Raw genomic sequence first — 17,944 nt, forward strand, 5'->3', positions numbered from 1 at the left:
GGTATGACTGAGCTGTCGCACGTGTCGGTCACCGCACTCAAGGGTGTTGGTGAAGCCATGGCCGAGAAGTTGGCCAAGGTCGGCCTGGAGAACCTCCAGGACGTGCTGTTCCACTTGCCCCTGCGCTATCAGGACCGCACGCGCGTCGTGCCCATCGGCCATTTGCGCCCAGGACAGGACGCGGTGGTCGAAGGCACCGTCAGTGGCGCGGATGTGGTGATGGGCAAGCGCCGCAGTCTGGTCGTACGCCTGCAGGACGGCACCGGTGGCCTCAGCCTGCGCTTCTACCATTTCAGCAACGCCCAGAAGGAAGGCCTCAAGCGCGGCACCCGCGTGCGCTGCTACGGCGAGGCACGGCCTGGCGCGTCGGGCCTGGAAATCTACCACCCCGAATACCGCGCCATTACCGGCGACGAGCCGCCGCCGGTGGATACCACCCTCACGCCGATCTACCCGCTGACCGAAGGCCTGACCCAACAGCGCCTGCGCCAACTGTGCATGCAGACCCTGACGATGCTCGGCCCCAAAAGCCTGCCCGACTGGCTGCCGGTGGAACTGGCCCGTGACTACCAACTGGCGCCGCTGGACGATGCCATCCGCTATCTGCACCACCCGCCCGCCGATGCCGATGTCGACGAACTGGCCCTGGGTCATCACTGGGCGCAACATCGCCTGGCCTTTGAAGAGCTGCTGACCCACCAGTTGTCCCAGCAGCGCCTGCGCGAAAGCATGCGCTCCCTGCGCGCGCCCGCAATGCCCAAGGCCACGCGCCTGCCTGCGCAATACCTGGCGAACCTGGGCTTCGCGCCAACCGGGGCCCAGCAACGGGTTGGCAATGAAATCGCCTACGACCTCAGCCAGAAGGAACCAATGCTGCGCCTGATTCAGGGTGACGTGGGCGCTGGCAAGACCGTGGTCGCCGCCCTCGCCGCCTTGCAGGCACTGGAAGCCGGTTACCAAGTGGCGCTGATGGCGCCCACCGAGATTCTCGCCGAGCAGCACTTCATCACCTTCAAGCGCTGGCTCGAACCACTGGGCCTGGAAGTGGCGTGGCTGGCCGGCAAACTCAAGGGCAAGGTGCGCGCGGCGGCGCTGGAACAGATCGCCAATGGCGCACCGATGGTGGTGGGTACCCATGCGCTGTTCCAGGACGAAGTGAAATTCAAGAACCTCGCGCTGGTGATCATCGACGAACAGCACCGCTTCGGCGTGCAGCAGCGCCTGGCCCTGCGCCAGAAAGGCGTGGGCGGGCGCATGAGCCCGCACCAGTTGATCATGACCGCAACACCGATCCCACGCACCCTGGCCATGAGCGCCTACGCCGACCTCGACACCTCGATCCTCGACGAACTGCCGCCCGGCCGTACCCCGGTCAACACCGTGCTGGTCACCGACACCCGCCGCGTGGAAGTGATCGAGCGCGTGCGCGGTGCCTGCGCCGAAGGCCGTCAGGCGTACTGGGTGTGCACGCTGATCGAAGAGTCCGAGGAGCTGACGTGCCAGGCCGCCGAAACCACCTATGAAGACCTCACCAGTGCCTTGGGCGAACTCAAGGTCGGGCTGATCCACGGCCGCATGAAGCCTGCGGAAAAAGCTGCGGTGATGGCCGAGTTCAAAGCGGGCAACCTCCAATTGCTGGTGGCCACCACGGTGATCGAAGTGGGTGTGGACGTGCCCAATGCCAGCTTGATGATCATCGAAAACCCCGAGCGCCTGGGCCTGGCCCAATTGCACCAATTACGTGGTCGCGTCGGCCGGGGCAGCGCCGCCAGCCATTGCGTGCTGCTCTACCATCCACCGTTGTCGCAGATCGGTCGTCAGCGCCTGGGCATCATGCGCGAAACCAACGACGGCTTTGTCATCGCCGAAAAAGACCTCGAGCTGCGCGGCCCCGGTGAAATGCTCGGCACCCGCCAGACTGGCCTGCTGCAATTCAAGGTCGCCGACCTGATGCGCGACGCTGACCTGCTGCCGGCCGTGCGTGATGCGGCGCAAGCGCTGCTCGAGCGCTGGCCGGATCACGTCAGCCCGTTGCTCGATCGCTGGCTACGGCATGGGCAGCAATACGGCCAAGTGTGACGCCTGACTCACTTATCCAACCAACAGTTGTATCAAGCTGGTTATACTTCGGTGACTGTAAGAAATTGGATCAGGCCATGTCAGAAGTAGCCCTCGCCACAGCCCCACTGACCGCCCCGCCGGTCATTCGGGCTCTGCTCGCAAAGCTCGCCATTCCTTATACGGAAGTCGCCGAACAGGCTGGCCTGAATCCCGCGCAAAAGGTCCAGGCGGTCTTGCTGGAAGATGCCGTTGGCGCCCTCATGGTGCTGTTCCCGCAGAGCCAATTGCTTGACCTCAACCGACTCGCCGAACTCACCGGCCGCCGCCTTACCGCAGTATCGCCGGATCGCATCGAGCGCATGTTAGCCAAGCACGAGTTGAGCCTGCTGCCAGGCCTGCCGGCCCTGACCAGTTCGCCCTGCCTGTACGAAGGCAGCCTGCTGAGCGAACCGAGCCTGCTGGTGCATTCAGGCGAAGCCGGGCTGCTGCTGGAAATTGCCAGCAGCGACTTCAAGACCATGCTCACCAAAGCCAGCGCCGGGCAGTTCGGCGAGCCGTTGAGCAACATTCGCCCGAACCTCGACCGCCCCAATGATGACCGCGAGGAAATCACCCAGGCGATGCAGGCGTTCACCGCCCGCCGCATCCAGCAACGCCTGGAAGCGACCATCGAAATTCCACCGCTGGCCGATACCGCGCAAAAGATCATCAAGCTGCGCGTCGACCCCAACGCCACCATCGATGACATCACTGGCGTAGTGGAAACCGACCCCGCCCTGGCCGCCCAAGTGGTGAGCTGGGCCGCGTCGCCGTACTACGCCTCGCCAGGCAAAATTCGTTCAGTTGAAGACGCCATCGTGCGCGTACTGGGCTTTGATCTGGTGATCAACCTGGCGTTGGGCCTGGCCCTGGGTAAAACCTTGAGCCTGCCCAAAGACCACCCGCATCAGTCCACGCCGTACTGGCACCAGTCGATCTACACCGCCGCCGTGATCGAAGGCCTGACCCGCGCCATGCCACGCGCCCAGCGCCCGGAAGCCGGCCTGACCTACCTCGCCGGCCTGCTGCATAACTTCGGTTATCTGCTGCTGGCCCACGTGTTTCCGCCGCACTTCTCGCTGATCTGCCGTCACTTGGAGGTCAACCCGCACCTGTGCCACAGCTATGTCGAGCAACACTTGCTGGGCATCAGCCGCGAGCAGATCGGTGCCTGGCTGATGCGCTACTGGGACATGCCGGACGAACTGTCCACCGCCCTGCGCTTCCAGCACGACCCGACCTACGATGGGCAATATGCCGAATACCCGAACCTGGTGTGCCTGGCGGTGCGCTTGTTGCGCAGCCGTGGCATTGGCTCCGGGCCGGATGAGGCGATTCCGGATGCACTGCTTGAGCGTTTGGGCTTGAGCCGTGACAAGGCCGAGGAAGTGGTCGGCAAAGTACTGGATGCCGAGGTGCTGTTGCGTGAACTGGCATCCCAGTTCAGCCAGGGCTGACGCTGTCGCCTGATAAACCGCTATCGCAGGCAAGCCAGCTCCCACAGTTGACCGAGTTCCAACCCTGGAATGCAGTCAACTGTGGGAGCTGGCTTGCCTGCGATGAATTCAACTCGGTACCCCTGAAGAAACCCTTCAGGCCTTCTTCTTTTTCTTCGGCTTCAAATACTTGGTCAGCCCCTGGAACCAGATCACCAGCGCCGGGTTGCCCTTGATCTGGATCGACTTGTCCTGAATCCCTGTCATGAACGCCAGTTGCTTGTTCTTCGCCTGCATCGTGGCGAAGCCGTAGGCGGCATCTTTGAAGGCGATAGCAAACGCAGGTTGCGGGTGAACCCCTGAGCGGCTGGTGATGCGCTGGTCTTTGACGATGAAATGACGGGCAACCTTGCCGTCGAGGGTCTGCAACTGGAACGCCAGGTCTTTGTCACCCAGCTGTTGCTGGAAAGCAGGATTGGTGCGGCTGGCCTTGCCCATCATCAGGCCAAGCACCCACAGCAGAAGACGAAATTTCATGCACACGGCCTCGGTATCATTATTAAGTGGCCGCAGCAGTGTAACGATTTGTTGGAGGAACGCCACCGATCTCGCGCTTTAGCGGGAGATCGGCTGGCGTTTAACGCTTATAGCAACATGTTACTTAAACGTTAGGGCAAGGCACCGGCGCCCAGTCGGCCAGGTTTGGATCGCGGCAAGTGCCTTCAATCTGCGCCTTGCCAGCGCTGGCGACCTGCTTGCTTTCAGCTTGCTTGGTCTGCGCGGTCTGGATGGTTTTTTCGGTGGCGACCGCTTCTTTCGGCACGGTCGGCAGCGCTGCTTTTTTCGCCGGCTTGACGGCTTTTTTGCCTTTGGCCGGCGTCACCACCGGCGTGGTATCAGCGGTGGCCACGGTCACGACGTCGGCACGCTGCACACCCACTTGTTGCAGGTCTTGCTCGTACGCCTGGGTGTAGTTGTTCAGGTCTTCGCTGGCTTTGCCGTTGACCGCGACAATCAGGTCATTGGACTCCTTGAGGCCGGAAACGATTTCCGCCAGGCGCTTGCGGCCTTCGGTGTCGTTGACGGTCTTGGCTTTACGGTCAGCCACCAGCTTGGTGAATGCGCTCTGGTAGCACTGCTGGGACGCCTTGGCGTATGCGGTGCTGCGGTCGATGTCGGAGGCGCTTTTGTTGACGTCAGCCGCGTAGGACGCAATGCGCTGGTTGTCATCGCTGATCTGCTTCTGACGCTCGGTGTAGTAACCCGCCGCGCCACCCGCCAGGGCGCCGCCCGCGGCGCCGATGGCAGCGTTACGGCCGCGCTTGTCGGAGTCGCCGGTCAGCGCGCCCAGCAGAGCACCGCCGGCAGCGCCGATGGCCGCACCGGTGACAACCGACTTGGTCATGTCCGAGTCGGTCGCGCGCAGGTGCTGCACTGGCTCGTAGCAGTTGGGGTAGTACTCGACCTTGGTGCTCGACGCGACCTTGGACGCCGGCGACGTGGCGCAGCCAGTCAACACGGTGCTGAAACCAGCCGCGATCAGCAGCAAGTGACGCTTGGAAACCGCCTTACGGGAAAAAAGCATAGGAGTGTTCTCTGTTAAGTTTGACTTGCCCAGCACGGCCCACCGCCGCCTGAGTCCCTTCCAAGCTCGCCATACAACCAGCGATCAAGACCGCTGACCGCTCGCTGCGAGCAATTCCTTCAAAATCGTTGCCGGGTCGGCCCGCTGTTGTTTGCGGTAGTTGCCGACATGGCGAACGAACAGTGTCGCGCGCGTCACCAGGCTCTTGCCGAGCACTGGCTTGCGATCCAACTCTTCCTTGATTCGTTGAAACTGCGCCTGGATCACCGCGTCGGTGTAGCGCGTGCCGGTGGCCAGGTTATCGATGTAGATCGCCACCGCGCCGTCGAGCGCGCTGCGGCCATTGTCGATGGCCGTGGCAAACAGCTGCGCACTCGCCGCGTCCTTGTTGTCCAGAGCCTGCTGGCGACTCTTCTGCAAGTTCATCAGGCGGATGTTGTAGTTGCTGATGGTCTCGGCCACCAGCGCGGCCGATTGAATCAGGTTGCCCGCCGCCTCTTCGCGTTGCTGGGCGATCAGCGAAACGTTGCGCTTGAGTTCTTCGTTGACCAGGCCCAGTTCGGCTTGCAGCTTGGGATCGACGCTGGCGGCGATGATGCTGTCCAGGCGCTTGGTCGGGTCCTGGGCGTCGTCGATGGCGTCGGTCAGCGAGGCCAGGCGGCCTTCTTTCTGCCACTGCGCGAACAGCTCCTTGTAGCGCGAACGCGGCGCAGACAACGCACCTATCGCCACGCGAAAACCGGTGGTCTCGTTGCTCTGCTCGGTGCCGTCGGCGGCAAACAGCGGGTACTCGCGGCGCATGCCCGTGAACAGCGTGCCCTCGCCTTCCAGATAGTTGCCGCCCTTGACCACAAAGCCGCCGTAGGTGCCCTGGCGGCGCCCGGCGTGCACCAGTTGGAACGACTCCTGGACCATTTCCGCCGCATTGCCAATCACATCGAACATGCCGATCGGGTTGGGCAATTTCGTGCCGATGGGCATCAGGCGTGCCGCCTGGCCTGTACCGCCGGCGACTTGGTTGAACACCGCGTAATCACCCAGCGGCCCGTCGCTTTCACTGCCTTCGACACGCCGCGGAAACAGCCGCCCCTCGAGGTCCTGCCGGCTCACTGCCTGGCCACCACGCGCGGCGAATTCCCATTCCACTTCGGTGGGCAAGCGCACAAAACCGAGGCCACCGTCTTCGGCCGAAGACCCACGACCACTGACCGGCAGCACGTCGCGGTGGTACTTCATCAACCAGGCGCTGTACACCGCCGAGAAGCGCTCGGCTTCAAAGCGCGAGAGTTTCACCTTGGGCAAGCGTGCAGCCATGCCGGTAGGCGCATCGCACGCTGGCGCCGGCTCACCACTGGCCAGCGACTGTGCCTGGGACATCACTTGGGCATACTGGCGTGCGGTGACTTCGTACTTGCCGATGAAGTACAGCATCGGCTTGAGCGGGGTTTTGGCGTCGGTCTTCGGCATCAAGGGCGCAATGACCGCGTTCCAGTCCTTGGGCAAATCCTTGAGCGTGAACTGGCCGTTGATGAAGTCGCGCCGGTAGCCGGAAATAAACGACTGCTGATAACCCGCCTCACCCTCGGCAAAGGGGTAACCGAGGCTGATCTCGCGGTCATCCAGGGTGCCCTGGGCCAGCACATAGGCGTAGCGGAACACCATGTTGCCTTCGCATGGCAGCGGCAGGCTCACGTCATCGGGCAACGGTTTGGGGTTGTCGAGTTTGTCGCTCGCCTCATCCGCCCACGCCATTGAAGCCAAGCTCAGCGCCATGGCGGCGCCCAGTAACTTATACATCTCTGATTCCTTCAGAAGCCTGGATACGCGCCACTCGCCAACCGCCACAGGCCGCCGCCACAGCGCTGACGCCGAGGACTGCAGCCAGGGCCAGGCCGTAATGAGGCGCCAACAGGTGACTGGCGTATTCGCCCGGCACCTGCACGAATAATTTATTCAAACCCGCCTCGGCCAGGCCATACAACCCGGCACTGAGCACGGCGGCAAACCCTGCGCTGTACAGCGCCTGCACCACCACAAACAGCAACAGCCCGGCAGTGGAAAACCCCAGCAGGCGCAACACCGACAATTCCCGACGCTTGCGCGCCACGGCGGCCAACACGCCGGCGAAGATCGCCGCAAATGCGCCCGCCAAGGCCAACCCGGCAATGATCCAGAACACGATCGACAGGTTGCGACTCAACGACTGCACCTGGGCAATGGCGTTCGCCTGGGTCGACACCAACAGGTTCTGCCCGGCGAAAAACACCCGCAACCGCTCCACATCGGCGAGGTGGCGGGCATACAGACGAAACGCCGGATAAACCCGCTGCTCAGTCGCGCCGACCGCGTCACCGTCCCAACTCAACGCCGGCACCGCGCGGCCGTCGCGGTAATCTTCCGCCGCTTCCAGCAGGCGCAAATCGGCAAACAAACCGTCCCGCGCAAACGCTTCCAGCGGCAGCACCGCCAGCACCTGCAACCGCGTACGTTGGGCTTCGACGCGCCCTGCTACCTGCCGCGCAAAGCTGGTCTCCAGCCAATCGCCAGGCCGCGCCGCGAGTTTTTCCGCGGCGGTGTGGCTCAGCACGATCTGGTCCAGGCCCCGAGGCATCGGCAACCCCACGAGCAGCGGGTCACCCGCTGCAGTCGGCAGCATTTCCAGGGTCAGCGTGCCCACCTGCGCGGTCGCCGCAATCTGGCGGGTACGCGGCACGGCAAAGGCCACATCACCACGCTGGGCAAGTTGCTCGATAAACGCTGCGTTGAATCGACCGCCGCCCAACGGAATAATTTCACGGGTTGCGGGGTCGGTCTCCAGGCGTTCGGTCAAACTGCTAACCAGTCCAAATTTCAGGCCGAATAACACCAGCAACGGCGCGATCACGGCCACCAATGCCAGCACCGAACAGGCCGACAGCCAGGCGTCGTTGCGGTAATCCTGCCAGGCCAGGGACGCCACCAGACCGATGCGCATCAGCACGCCTCCCCGAGGGTGGCCGTGACGCCGCCGTCGGTGTCACGGCGGCAACTGATGCGCCGCACCTGCAAACCACTGGCGCGGGCCAGCGGCTCGTCATGGGTGGCGATCACGCAGGCTGCGCGATGTTCGCGGGCCTGGGCCAGCAGCGCCTGCATCACGCGTTCGGCGTTCAGCGGGTCAAGCGACGCCGTCGGCTCATCCGCCAGCACCAGTTGCGGCGCGTGGGCCAGTGCACGGGCGCAGCTCACGCGTTGGCGTTGGCCCACCGACAGCGCAGTCGGTTTTTTGCCCAACTGATCGCTGATCTCCAACTGTTCGGCCAGACGCGCGACGCTGCCGTCGTCCTTGAGCCCCAGCAGTTGGCGGGACAAGGCGATATTGCTGCGCACATCGAGAAAGCCCAGCAGGCCGCCGGTTTGCAGCACGTAGCCCAAGTGCGTGCTGCGCAACGCGGCCAACGTCGACTGCTGATCGGCACGCCACAGAGCGCCGACATCGACCTGATCAAATTCAAACCTGCCAACCTGATCCGGCGCCAACACCAGCGCCAGCAGATCGAGCAAGGTGCTTTTGCCACAGCCGCTCGGCCCGACGATTGCCAACTGCTCACCCGCGCGCAGCGCCAGCGCCGGAATCACCAGGCTGTAGCGCTGGCTGCCAACGCCGCGGCTTTTGTGCACTGCGCTCAAGTTCAGCATCACGGCAGCGTCGACAAGGGCACGCGGTACAACGCATCGCCCGGCTCGGCATCGCCGAAACGGACCCAGTTGGCCACATCATTGTGAAAGGTTTCGTAGAGGCGGATTTTCGAATCCAGCTCGTCGATAAAGTCTTCCTGCTCGGCCACGCTCAACGACAACCACAAGTCCTGGGTCATGTTCAGCGACTTGCTGCGGTACGGCAGGCCTTCCAGGTATTCGCCGAGGATGCCGCCTTCGGCCAGGTTGCCGCCCTTGCGCAGGGCCTGCGGGTCGCGGCTCATGTAGGCCGAGGCGCTGGCGATTTCCTGGAAAAAATCCTTGGGCGAGGTCTGGGTCTTGCGCGCCGCATCGACGATCAGTTTCAGCGACTGCTGCAGGTCGTTGAGCTGCAATTTGGTCAGCATCACGCACACCTGGAACGCCGGCAGCGCCGGGTTGGTCAGGTCGCGGTCGGCGGTCCAGGCGCTGACCAGTTGCGGCGCCTGGCTCGCGGTTTTGCGGCCGAGGAAATCCATGTGCATGGCGTAGCCGACGGCCGCGGACTTGTCGGCCAAGGTCGGCGCGGCACTCAGCAGCGGCACCGGCTGCGGCGTGTTGCTGCGCACCTGGTGCACGAGGTTGGCGAACACACTGCCGATCTCATCGACACGCTCACCCAGCTTGCGCACATCCCCCCCTGGCACCGGCGTGTAGAGGTCGCCGATCTGCGGGTTGGCGTCAGCGGTGAGCACGCGGTACTGGGTTTCGGCACCGGCATGGGTTTTCTTGCCGGCGTCGGTGCGCAGGTGCAGGGCGTAGATCTTGATTTGCTTGCCCAGCGCGGCCTGGCGCACCTCGGCTTCGTTCATCTGGGTGGCGGCAAACGGGTCGTTCTTGCGCAGTGCGCCGGCGTCGGTGACCAGCAGGATGATGCGCCCACCGTAGCCGGACCAGTCCATGCCATCCACGGCCTGCATCACCCCGGCAAACGCGTCTTCGTTGAACGAGTGGCTGGACACGGTAGAGGCTTTGACCTGCCGCGCCATGTCGAGGAAGCGCTCTGGGTCGCGGCCCTGGTCGAGGCTGATCAGCGTCTTGGCGACGTACTCAAGCCCAGGGGTTTTCTTGATGCTGTTGCGAAAACCCACCAGGCCGAAGCTGACGCTGTCCAGCTCACCACGCTCGGCGATGCGGGTTTGCAGCTCGTGCACCACGTCGCGGACCTGGTCGATGTAAGGCTGCATCGACACCGTGGTGTCCACCACCAGCACCACGGCGGTGCGGAAGGCGTCGGCGTTGGTGTTGATCGCTCGGGCGGCCGGCTTGGCAGCCGCGCTGCTGCCGGGGTCGATAGAGGCCACATTGAGCAACTGCACCGGCTGGCCGTTTTCGTCGAAGCTCTCTTTGGAGTCGAAAATCGGCAGCAGGTAGAACTGGTCCTGCGGCACCGCACTGGCCGTCGGCTCCAGCGCCAACACCTGTTGATTGTCTTCGCTGTTCTTCTGCGCCTTGGCCAGAACGCCTTTGGCGGCCGCAGGATCGGCCAGCAGTTTTTCCACTTCGCTGGATTGGCGCAGGAACATCACTGGCGCCCGGCCAGAGCGCTCGGTGAATTTGAGCACCAGGCTTTGTTTCCAGTCGCTGACCTGGGCGGCCGGCAACCAGCCGTCGCTGCGCCCATCGGTGGCGGCACCGACACGCAGCCACGGGCTGCCATCGACGTCTTTGCGCTGGTAAACGTAGAGCACGGAAAACGCCGGCAGCCCCTCGTCGGAGGCGCCGCCGGCATCGTGGGACAGCTTGGCGCCCGGCTTGCTCAGCACACGCTGGAACAGGGTCTTCTTGCCCGCCATCAGCAAGGGACGCTGACCGCCGTCCGCATCGGCCACAACCGTTTTTGCTTCAGGAGGCGCGGGCGTTTTCGGCACCACCGCAGCGGGCGGCGCCGCGGGTGTATCGCCGCGGCTCAACCACCAGTAGCTCGCGCCACCGATGGCAAGGGCGACAGCCACGGCGACTGCAGCCAAGGCCAATACCGGCCCGCGACGCTGCTCGGACACATTGCTGTGTTGGGTCGGCGTCACCACCGGTTGGCGCACTGGCTGCGGCTGGGGTTTGTCGGTCGGAATGTCGATAGACACCGGCGTCATGCCCGCCAGGTCGAAGCTCAGCGGAATCGGCAGCGGCCGCACCAGCGTGGCTTCCGGCGAGTCCGCCGGCAGTTGGTCCAGCGCGCGCAGCAACGCCGCCGCGTCGGGGAAACGCTCCGCCGGGTCCTTGGCCAACAGCTTGCGCAGCACCTCCTGATAACGGCCGTGGTGCACCGGCAGTTCCGGCAGCGGTTCGGTCAGGTGCGCCAGCGCCGTGGACAGTGCATCGGTGCCGGTGTAAGGCAACTCGCCGACGAGGATTTCATAGAGCACCACGCCGAGTGCGTAGAGGTCAGCGCGGCCATCAATCTCCTGGCCCCGCGCCTGCTCCGGGCTCATGTAGCTCGGCGTGCCCACGGCAAACCCGGCTTGAGTGAACTGGGTACGGTCATCCAGAGACTTGGCGATGCCGAAGTCCGACAGCACGGCGGTGCCGTCAGCGCGGAACAGAATGTTCGCCGGCTTGACGTCACGGTGGACCAGGCCCTGGGCATGCGCATAGCCCAGCGCCGAGGCGATCTGGCGGATCAACGTCACGCCCTGCTCCGGTGTCAGGCCGGCGGCAATGCGCTCTTTGAGCGTGCCGTTGGGCAGGTATTCCATGGCCATGTAATACAGCTCACCGACGTTGCCGATGTCATGGATGGTCACCGTGTGCGGGTGCGACAGGCGCGCCAGGGTCTTGCCCTCGCGCAGGAAACGCTCGCAAAAACTCGGGTCCGCCGCCAGCGCCGCCGCCATCACTTTTAACGCCACCTTGCGCTCCAGCGAACGCTGGGTCGCCAGGTACACGCTGGCCATGGCGCCTTCGCCGATCTCGCCTTCGATGTCATAACCCGGAATCACGATGTTCATGGCGAAACCTTCACGACAATGGCGGTGATGTTGTCCGGCGCGCCCCGGTTGAGGCCCAGGTGCACCAGGCTGCGCACGATTTCATCCGGCGCGTCGTGGCCCAGCACTTCGCGGATTTCATGATCCTCGACGGTCTTGTTCAGGCCGTCGCTGCACAGCAGGTAGCTGTCACCGGGAGCGATCAGCAGGTCGACCACCGCCACCTCCAACTGCGCCTCCACGCCAATCGCGCGGGTGACGATATTGGCGCGAGGGTGCACACGGGCATCGGCTTCACTGAGCAAGCCGCTGTCTTGCAGGTCCTGCACGTAGCTGTGGTCGCGGGAAATGCCTTCCAACACGCCGTCGCGCAGGCGGTACAGGCGGCTGTCGCCGGCCCACAAACACACACCACGCAAGCCGCGTGCGGCCAGGACCACCACGGTGCTGCCCATCATGGTCACGCCACGGTTGGCGGTTTCTTCGCGCACGGTTGCGTTGATGCGGATCAGGTCATTGCGCAGGGCCGCCGAATATTCGTCGAGGGAACGCCCCACCGGCACAGCGCGCAGGCTGTCGACGATCAGGCTACTGACGTAGTCGCCCGCCGCATGCCCGCCCATCCCGTCGGCCACCACCCACAGACGGTTTTCCGGCAAGTCCAGGCAGGCGTCTTCATTGACCTGACGGACCATGCCCACATGGCTTTTGCTCGCGGATTTGAACGTCGCCCCCATCTACACCACACCTTCTTGTCCGAGCAAAAACTGCGCAAAATCGCCGGCGGCAGGCAAACCCTGACACCGCAATAAACCTGGGGAAATCACCTGCGAGCCACGCCCCCACCACAGGCTCGCGCCCTCGCAGGCCTGTTCGGCGAGCGCGGTCATGCGGCTGTGGGGCACGGTGGCGGCAACGCGTTGCAGCCCGGCAAAGCGGCTGTCCACGGCGCGTTGCTCACTGGCCGGGATGCCGAGTTTGTCGACGCCATCGTTGAAGCCTTCAAAGGTCGCGCCGGCATCCAGTGTGCTGAGCAGCAGCTCTTCGGCCTGCTCAAACCAGGTGTCCGGCCCGCCCACCAGCGATGCGGGGTTGGTGTCGTGATCGAGCAACGCCACCACCGCCAACGGAAAATACCGGCCGACACGGTCAATGCTGGGCATGACCACACCCGCCGCAGCGTCCGGCCCGCACACACCCGGCGCCAGCACAAAGCGCCACAACGGGCTGACGAGGTACACATTGAGCCAGTCGCCACCCAGGCTGTTCTGGCTGGCGAGCAAACCTGCCGCCAGCCAGCTGTCCCAAGGGCCGATAAAACTCTGGGGCAAGGCGCGGCTGACAAAGTCACCGCGGCTGGCCAACTTGCCGTAGAAACCCAGCGTCGTCATAACCGCTCCGGCAGGCTGAAGCCACTGAGTACGCGGCTCTTGAACGGGTTGAAGGCGCTGTTGGCGCGCAACTCGTAGGCGATGCTCGCGCCGTCGACCCGCAGGCGCAGGTTGAAACGGTCCGGCGAATTGCCGGCGGTGAGGTCCGACTGTTCCAGCAAGCGGAACCAGGCCCACGGGCCGTCCAGGGTGACGCCCGAACGGCCGCTGGCCGATGGCGGCATGATCGAAATACGCACCACGCCGATGCTGCCGGGGTTCGGCCATTGCATGGCGACCGGGCGGCTTGGGCCGTGATCGTAGCTCAATTGCTGGCCGTCCAGATCAAGCAGGAACTGGGTGATGGTCGGGTCCATCGACACCGGTTTGAGTTCGAAACGCACAATGGGCTGCGTACCACCGGCGCGGAAAAACGCATCACGGATCGCTGCCGCACGCTGGAACGTCTGCAACACGCCTGGCGCAATCCCGAGCTTCTGCGCGGCGCCCGGTTGCCAGCGCCAGGTCTGCGCGGAGGTGTCCACGTAAGGCTGCAGGTACTTGCGGAAATAGTTGTCCATCACCCCGCCCACCCCGAAGAACTGACCGAAGTCATCCAGCGTGGCGTCGCGAGCGCTGCCCGGCGACATCGGATAACGCCCGGCCAGCGACTGGCGGTAGACGTTGACCACTTCGCTGACCCACGCCGCGTTCAGTTGGTTACGCACGCCGCCCATCATGCTGTTGGTGGTGGAATTGACCACCGACTTGACCATGCCCTGTACCAGCGGCGGCTGGCGTTCGGCATTCAGGCTGACCCGCGTGGCCGCAGCCGCCGCCTGGTTCTTGGCCTCGCCAAGCAAGGCGTCGCCACTGGCGCCGACCATGGCACTGACCTGCACGTACAGCGCGTTCATGTCTGCGAGCAGGCCATCGATGGCAGCCGGTTCGCCTTCATTCTTGCTGACGATGCTGTTGAGTTCGGCGAAGTGCGCGGTGACCGGGTCATCCGCAGCAGCCGGCGCGTTGGCGGTCGGTTGTTCCTGGCCGAGCAGGCTGCCGAGGCGCTCCTTGAGTTTGTCGACGCCGCCTTCCACCGGCACGCCTTTAGCGGCCAATTGGCGCTCTTCGGCTTGCAGATCGGTTTCCTTGGACACGGCCACCAGCAGTTTTTTCAGCGGCGAGGTCGGGCCGGAAATCACCCGCAGTACATCGGCCGCCTGGGCCACGCTGGTGATCGGCACAAAGTCGATGTCGGCGAGCAAGGCGTCCCATTGGCGCTGGTAGTCCTGGAAGTACAAGCGGCGCACGTCCGCAGCGAGGCTGACCACGTTCTGCTGGTCGGCCTGTTCACGGCCCAGCACCCATTGCTCTTCGGCGAGGGTGCCGGTCTGGTTCAGGCTGCTCAGCAAGAACGCCTGGCGATACCCCTTGGCGGTGAAGAACCCACTCAGCGGCTCACCCAGCGGCTTGCCACTTTTGCGGCTGAACACCAGCGCAGCATCGCGGCCAGCGGCTTCGTTGATGCGAAAGTCCGGGATGCCGTCGGGCAGCTTCTGGCGCTTGACCCGGTCATAGACGCGCTGGGCCACCGGCAGTTGTTGCAGCTGACGACGCAGGTCGTCGATCAGCCGTGGGTCCAGGCGCGCGTTTGGCGGGTGGCGCTCGAACAACGCCTGCAAGTGCCCGGTCAGCGCCTGACGCTGATCGGCCGGCAGGTCGCGCGGCAGGTTGCGGTCCCAATCGAGAGCGATCCAGGCCTTGATGAAGTCCGGGTCGTAGTGCTCGGCGTCGGCGAGCATCAGGTAGGCCTTGAGGCCTTCGTACAGGAAATCGGAATTGCCGCCACCGTGCAGTTGCTCTTCGATGCGCGTCACCAGGCGAGGCGCAAACACGGCGATCAACAGCTTGCGGTAAACGCTGGCGGATTCGGCTTCAAGCATGTCGCCCTGGTACAGGCCCAGCCCTTCGGACCAGCTTGGCGAATCACCCGCGAGGCTCTTCACCGCATTGAGCAACGGCAGCACGGCGAGCACTTCGCGTTGCGCCGGGCTGAGGTTCTGTACGGCCTGGCCCAACGGCGCGACCTTCTGATCCACCTGGGCGATATACGCCTGGTTGGCGCGATAACTCACCCACCACAAACCACTGACCACCACCACCAAAGCGACGGTGGCTGCCAGCACGCCGCGTGCGATCCACTTGCGCCGACGCTCGACCTTGGGGTTCACGCCCACCAGGCCGCGCTCGGCGAAGGCCACGGCGGTGAAGAGTTTTTCGATGAAGTAACTGCGCCCGGTGCCGCTCTGGCGCGCCAGGTGCTGGCGGTCCAGGTTCATGCTTTGGGCCATGGCACCGATCAGGCGATCAATCGGGCTGCCTTCCTGGGTGCCGCTGGTGAAGTACACGCCGCGCAGCAGTACGCGCTCTTCAAAGGCATTGGGTTTGAACACGCCTTCGAGAAAGCTTTGCAGGCAATCTTTCAACGCGCCGAACTGCTGCGGGAAGCCGTAGATCAAGTCGCGCCGCGCCGGGTCGCGCTCCTGTTGCAGGCGCTCCACCAACCGTTCGTTGAGGCGCTGCTCAAGGCCGGCGAACTCGCTTTGCAGCGTCGCCAATGGGCTGTCGCTGTGCTTGCCGTCATCGAGCGTAAAGGTCATGCCCCACACCTGAGCGCGTTCTTCCTTGCTCAGGTTGTCAAAGAACTCCATGAAGCCCGGCACCAGGTCGAGCTTGGTCAGCATCAGGTAAATCGGGAAACGCACGCCCAACTGGGTGTACAGCTCCTGAATACGCAAGCGAATCGCCGCCGCATGGGCGGCCCGTTCGGCGTCTGTGCCAAGCAGCAAATCCGAGAGGCTGATGGCGATAAACGCACCATCAATCGGGCGGCGCGAGCGCTGCTTTTTCAGCAGGTCGAGAAAGCCCAGCCACGCCGCCTTGTCCACCGTCGAGTTGCTGTCCTGGGTGGTGTAGCGGCCCGCGGTGTCGAGCAAAACGGCTTGGTCGGTAAACCACCAATCGCAGTTGCGCGTGCCACCGACGCCCCGCACCGCACCCGCGCCCAATTGCGCAGCCAGTGGAAAATGCAGACCGGAATTGACCAGCGCCGTGGTCTTGCCCGACCCCGGTGGGCCGATGATCACGTACCACGGCAGCTCGTAGAGGTTGCGGCGTTCATCGCCACCGAGCTTGGCCTTTTTCAGCAGCGCCAGGGCCTCGTCCATGCGCTGGCGCAGCGTAGTGAGTTCTTCGGCGGTGGCGACACTGTTGGGGTCGACCGGGGTTTCCGCGGCCAGGCTGCGCATCACTTCGGCGGCCTGGCGGCGGGCCTGGATAATGCGGAACACGCGATACGCGATCCACACCGCAAACACCAGAATGATCAGCGCCCAGCGCCGCCCTTCCGGCACCAGCACATCGAGCAGCGGCCCCACAAACCAGATGATCAGGCTCAGGGCGATCAGGCCCAGCACGGGAATCACCCAGCGAATCATGAAACTGAAAAACGCCTTCACTCGACGCCCTCCGCCAATACGGTGATTTCAACCCGACGATTGCGGGCACGGCCTTCTGCGGTGGCGTTGGTCGCCACAGGCTCGGTGTCACTTCTGCCTTCGGCGCTGAAGCGATCCGCCTGGCCGGTCTTGGCTGCCAGGATCTCCAGCACCGACTTGGCGCGGGCTTCGGACAGCGCCCAGTTGGACGGGAAGCGCAGCGTGGCAATCGGGCGGTTATCGCTGTGCCCGGTGACGCGCACCTGCCCCTTGACCTTGCGGATGGCATCGGCAATGCGCAGCATCAGCGGCTGATAGTCATCGACGATGCTGGAGCTGGCCGAGGCGAACAACTCATCGCCCCGGATCGTCACCACGGAGCGGTCGACCTTGTCTTCCACCGCCACGCGGCCAGCCTTGATGTCTTCCGCCAGGAAACCGGCCAGGCGTGGCCGCTCGATGACTTTGGGCTGCGCCACCGGACGGTCGATGGCCTGTACCGGGATCTCGCCCAGCGCATGAATATTCTTGAACACCGGCTCGGCATCCGACGCCAGTTTCATGCGCAAGCCGAACAGCAACGCCAGCAGCAGCGCCAGGCCGATGGCCACCGCGATCCACGGCGGCATGAATTGCGCCAGGCGATCACGCGCCACGGTCACGCCGCGCCAGTGCGGCGACAGCTCGCGCTCGTGCTCGCCACGCGCACTGCGAATGGCGGCGGCGGTGCGTTCACGCAAGGCTTCGAGCTGGCTGCGACCGTCGTTCATTACGCGGTAACGGCCCTCGAAACCCAGGCACATGCACAGGTACAACAGCTCCAGCAGGTACAGGCGCTCGCGCGGGCTTTGCAGGCAGTGGTCGAGCAACTGGAAGACCTTTTCGCCGCCCCAGGCTTCGTTGTGCACCGTGATCAACAGGCTCTGCTTGCCCCAGTCGCTGGCGCTGCCCCACGGCGTGCTCAATACCGCTTCATCGAGTGCGGTGCACAGCGCGTAACGTGCCAGCAGCACTTCGTTGCGCGCCACGCCAGCGGCTTCGGCGCGCTGTTCGAACTGGCGCAGGTAAGCCAGCAACTGCGCACGCAGGCTGGCCGGTGCCGGGTGCGCGATGGTGTTGCGCAGGCGCGTCAACAGCGCCAACAGTGGGCCGGCGGCGCTTTCCAGCGGGTTGAGGCCCTGGCTTTTGCCGGTCAGGATCGGCGCGGCCGGCATCGACAGCGGCGCCGGCTCTGCACGCGCAGGTTCCGGCGCACGGCCACCCGGGCGCGGCATGAACTGGGTGCGGTCATCATCATTGGGATGCATCGCGG

Annotated in this window: 12 protein-coding genes; 2 read left to right on the top strand and 10 right to left on the bottom strand. The window is 64.3% G+C overall.

Going from position 1 to position 17,944, the window contains the following annotated elements; translation table 11 throughout:
• Window positions 1-3 precede the first annotated feature (3 nt).
• Both recG and C4J83_RS29680 read left to right on the top strand, forming a co-directional pair.
• Window positions 4-2,079, top strand: coding sequence for an ATP-dependent DNA helicase RecG (gene recG, locus C4J83_RS29675; RefSeq protein ID WP_119737210.1), 2,076 nt, complete (start codon window positions 4-6; stop codon window positions 2,077-2,079).
• Between the two features lie 77 nt (window positions 2,080-2,156).
• Window positions 2,157-3,557 carry an aminoacyl-tRNA deacylase and HDOD domain-containing protein gene (locus C4J83_RS29680; protein WP_119737208.1) on the top strand — a complete coding sequence of 467 codons (1,401 nt, stop codon included), beginning with the start codon at window positions 2,157-2,159 and terminating at the stop codon, window positions 3,555-3,557.
• A gap of 135 nt (window positions 3,558-3,692) precedes the next feature.
• Here the strand turns inward: C4J83_RS29680 and C4J83_RS29685 are convergent, their stop codons facing one another.
• The 10 genes from C4J83_RS29685 to C4J83_RS29730 form a co-directional block, all read right to left on the bottom strand.
• The gene (locus tag C4J83_RS29685) at window positions 3,693-4,073 is read right to left on the bottom strand and encodes a helicase (protein ID WP_119737206.1); all 381 of its coding nucleotides are present in this window, start codon (window positions 4,071-4,073) and stop codon (window positions 3,693-3,695) included.
• Window positions 4,074-4,197: 124 nt separating this feature from the next.
• Window positions 4,198-5,121 carry a type VI secretion system-associated lipoprotein TagQ gene (gene tagQ, locus C4J83_RS29690; RefSeq protein ID WP_106575871.1) on the bottom strand — a complete coding sequence of 308 codons (924 nt, stop codon included), beginning with the start codon at window positions 5,119-5,121 and terminating at the stop codon, window positions 4,198-4,200.
• Between the two features lie 84 nt (window positions 5,122-5,205).
• Entirely contained in the window at window positions 5,206-6,918 is a 1,713-nt protein-coding gene (locus tag C4J83_RS29695; protein WP_119737204.1) for a formylglycine-generating enzyme family protein, read from the bottom strand.
• Window positions 6,911-8,095, bottom strand: coding sequence for an ABC transporter permease family protein (locus C4J83_RS29700; protein ID WP_119737202.1), 1,185 nt, complete (start codon window positions 8,093-8,095; stop codon window positions 6,911-6,913). Before C4J83_RS29700 ends, C4J83_RS29695 begins: the two co-directional genes overlap by 8 nt.
• A complete protein-coding gene (locus tag C4J83_RS29705; RefSeq protein ID WP_106575874.1) occupies window positions 8,095-8,799 on the bottom strand; it encodes an ABC transporter ATP-binding protein in 705 nt (234 codons plus the stop codon). The genes C4J83_RS29700 and C4J83_RS29705 overlap by 1 nt, the downstream gene beginning before the upstream one ends.
• Window positions 8,799-11,786 carry a serine/threonine-protein kinase gene (locus C4J83_RS29710; RefSeq protein ID WP_124418760.1) on the bottom strand — a complete coding sequence of 996 codons (2,988 nt, stop codon included), beginning with the start codon at window positions 11,784-11,786 and terminating at the stop codon, window positions 8,799-8,801. Before C4J83_RS29710 ends, C4J83_RS29705 begins: the two co-directional genes overlap by 1 nt.
• Complete coding sequence (locus C4J83_RS29715; protein WP_106575876.1) at window positions 11,783-12,502, bottom strand: PP2C family protein-serine/threonine phosphatase; 720 nt, start codon at window positions 12,500-12,502, stop codon at window positions 11,783-11,785. The genes C4J83_RS29710 and C4J83_RS29715 overlap by 4 nt, the downstream gene beginning before the upstream one ends.
• Window positions 12,503-13,156, bottom strand: coding sequence for a type VI secretion system-associated protein TagF (tagF, locus tag C4J83_RS29720; protein ID WP_106575877.1), 654 nt, complete (start codon window positions 13,154-13,156; stop codon window positions 12,503-12,505).
• Entirely contained in the window at window positions 13,153-16,653 is a 3,501-nt protein-coding gene (gene tssM / locus C4J83_RS29725; protein ID WP_124418761.1) for a type VI secretion system membrane subunit TssM, read from the bottom strand. Before tssM ends, tagF begins: the two co-directional genes overlap by 4 nt.
• A complete protein-coding gene (locus C4J83_RS29730) occupies window positions 16,650-17,939 on the bottom strand; it encodes a DotU family type VI secretion system protein (RefSeq protein WP_124418762.1) in 1,290 nt (429 codons plus the stop codon). The genes tssM and C4J83_RS29730 overlap by 4 nt, the downstream gene beginning before the upstream one ends.
• Between the last annotated feature and the right edge of the window lie 5 nt (window positions 17,940-17,944).

Source organism: Pseudomonas sp. LBUM920 (assembly GCF_003852315.1).
Lineage (GTDB): Bacteria > Pseudomonadota > Gammaproteobacteria > Pseudomonadales > Pseudomonadaceae > Aquipseudomonas.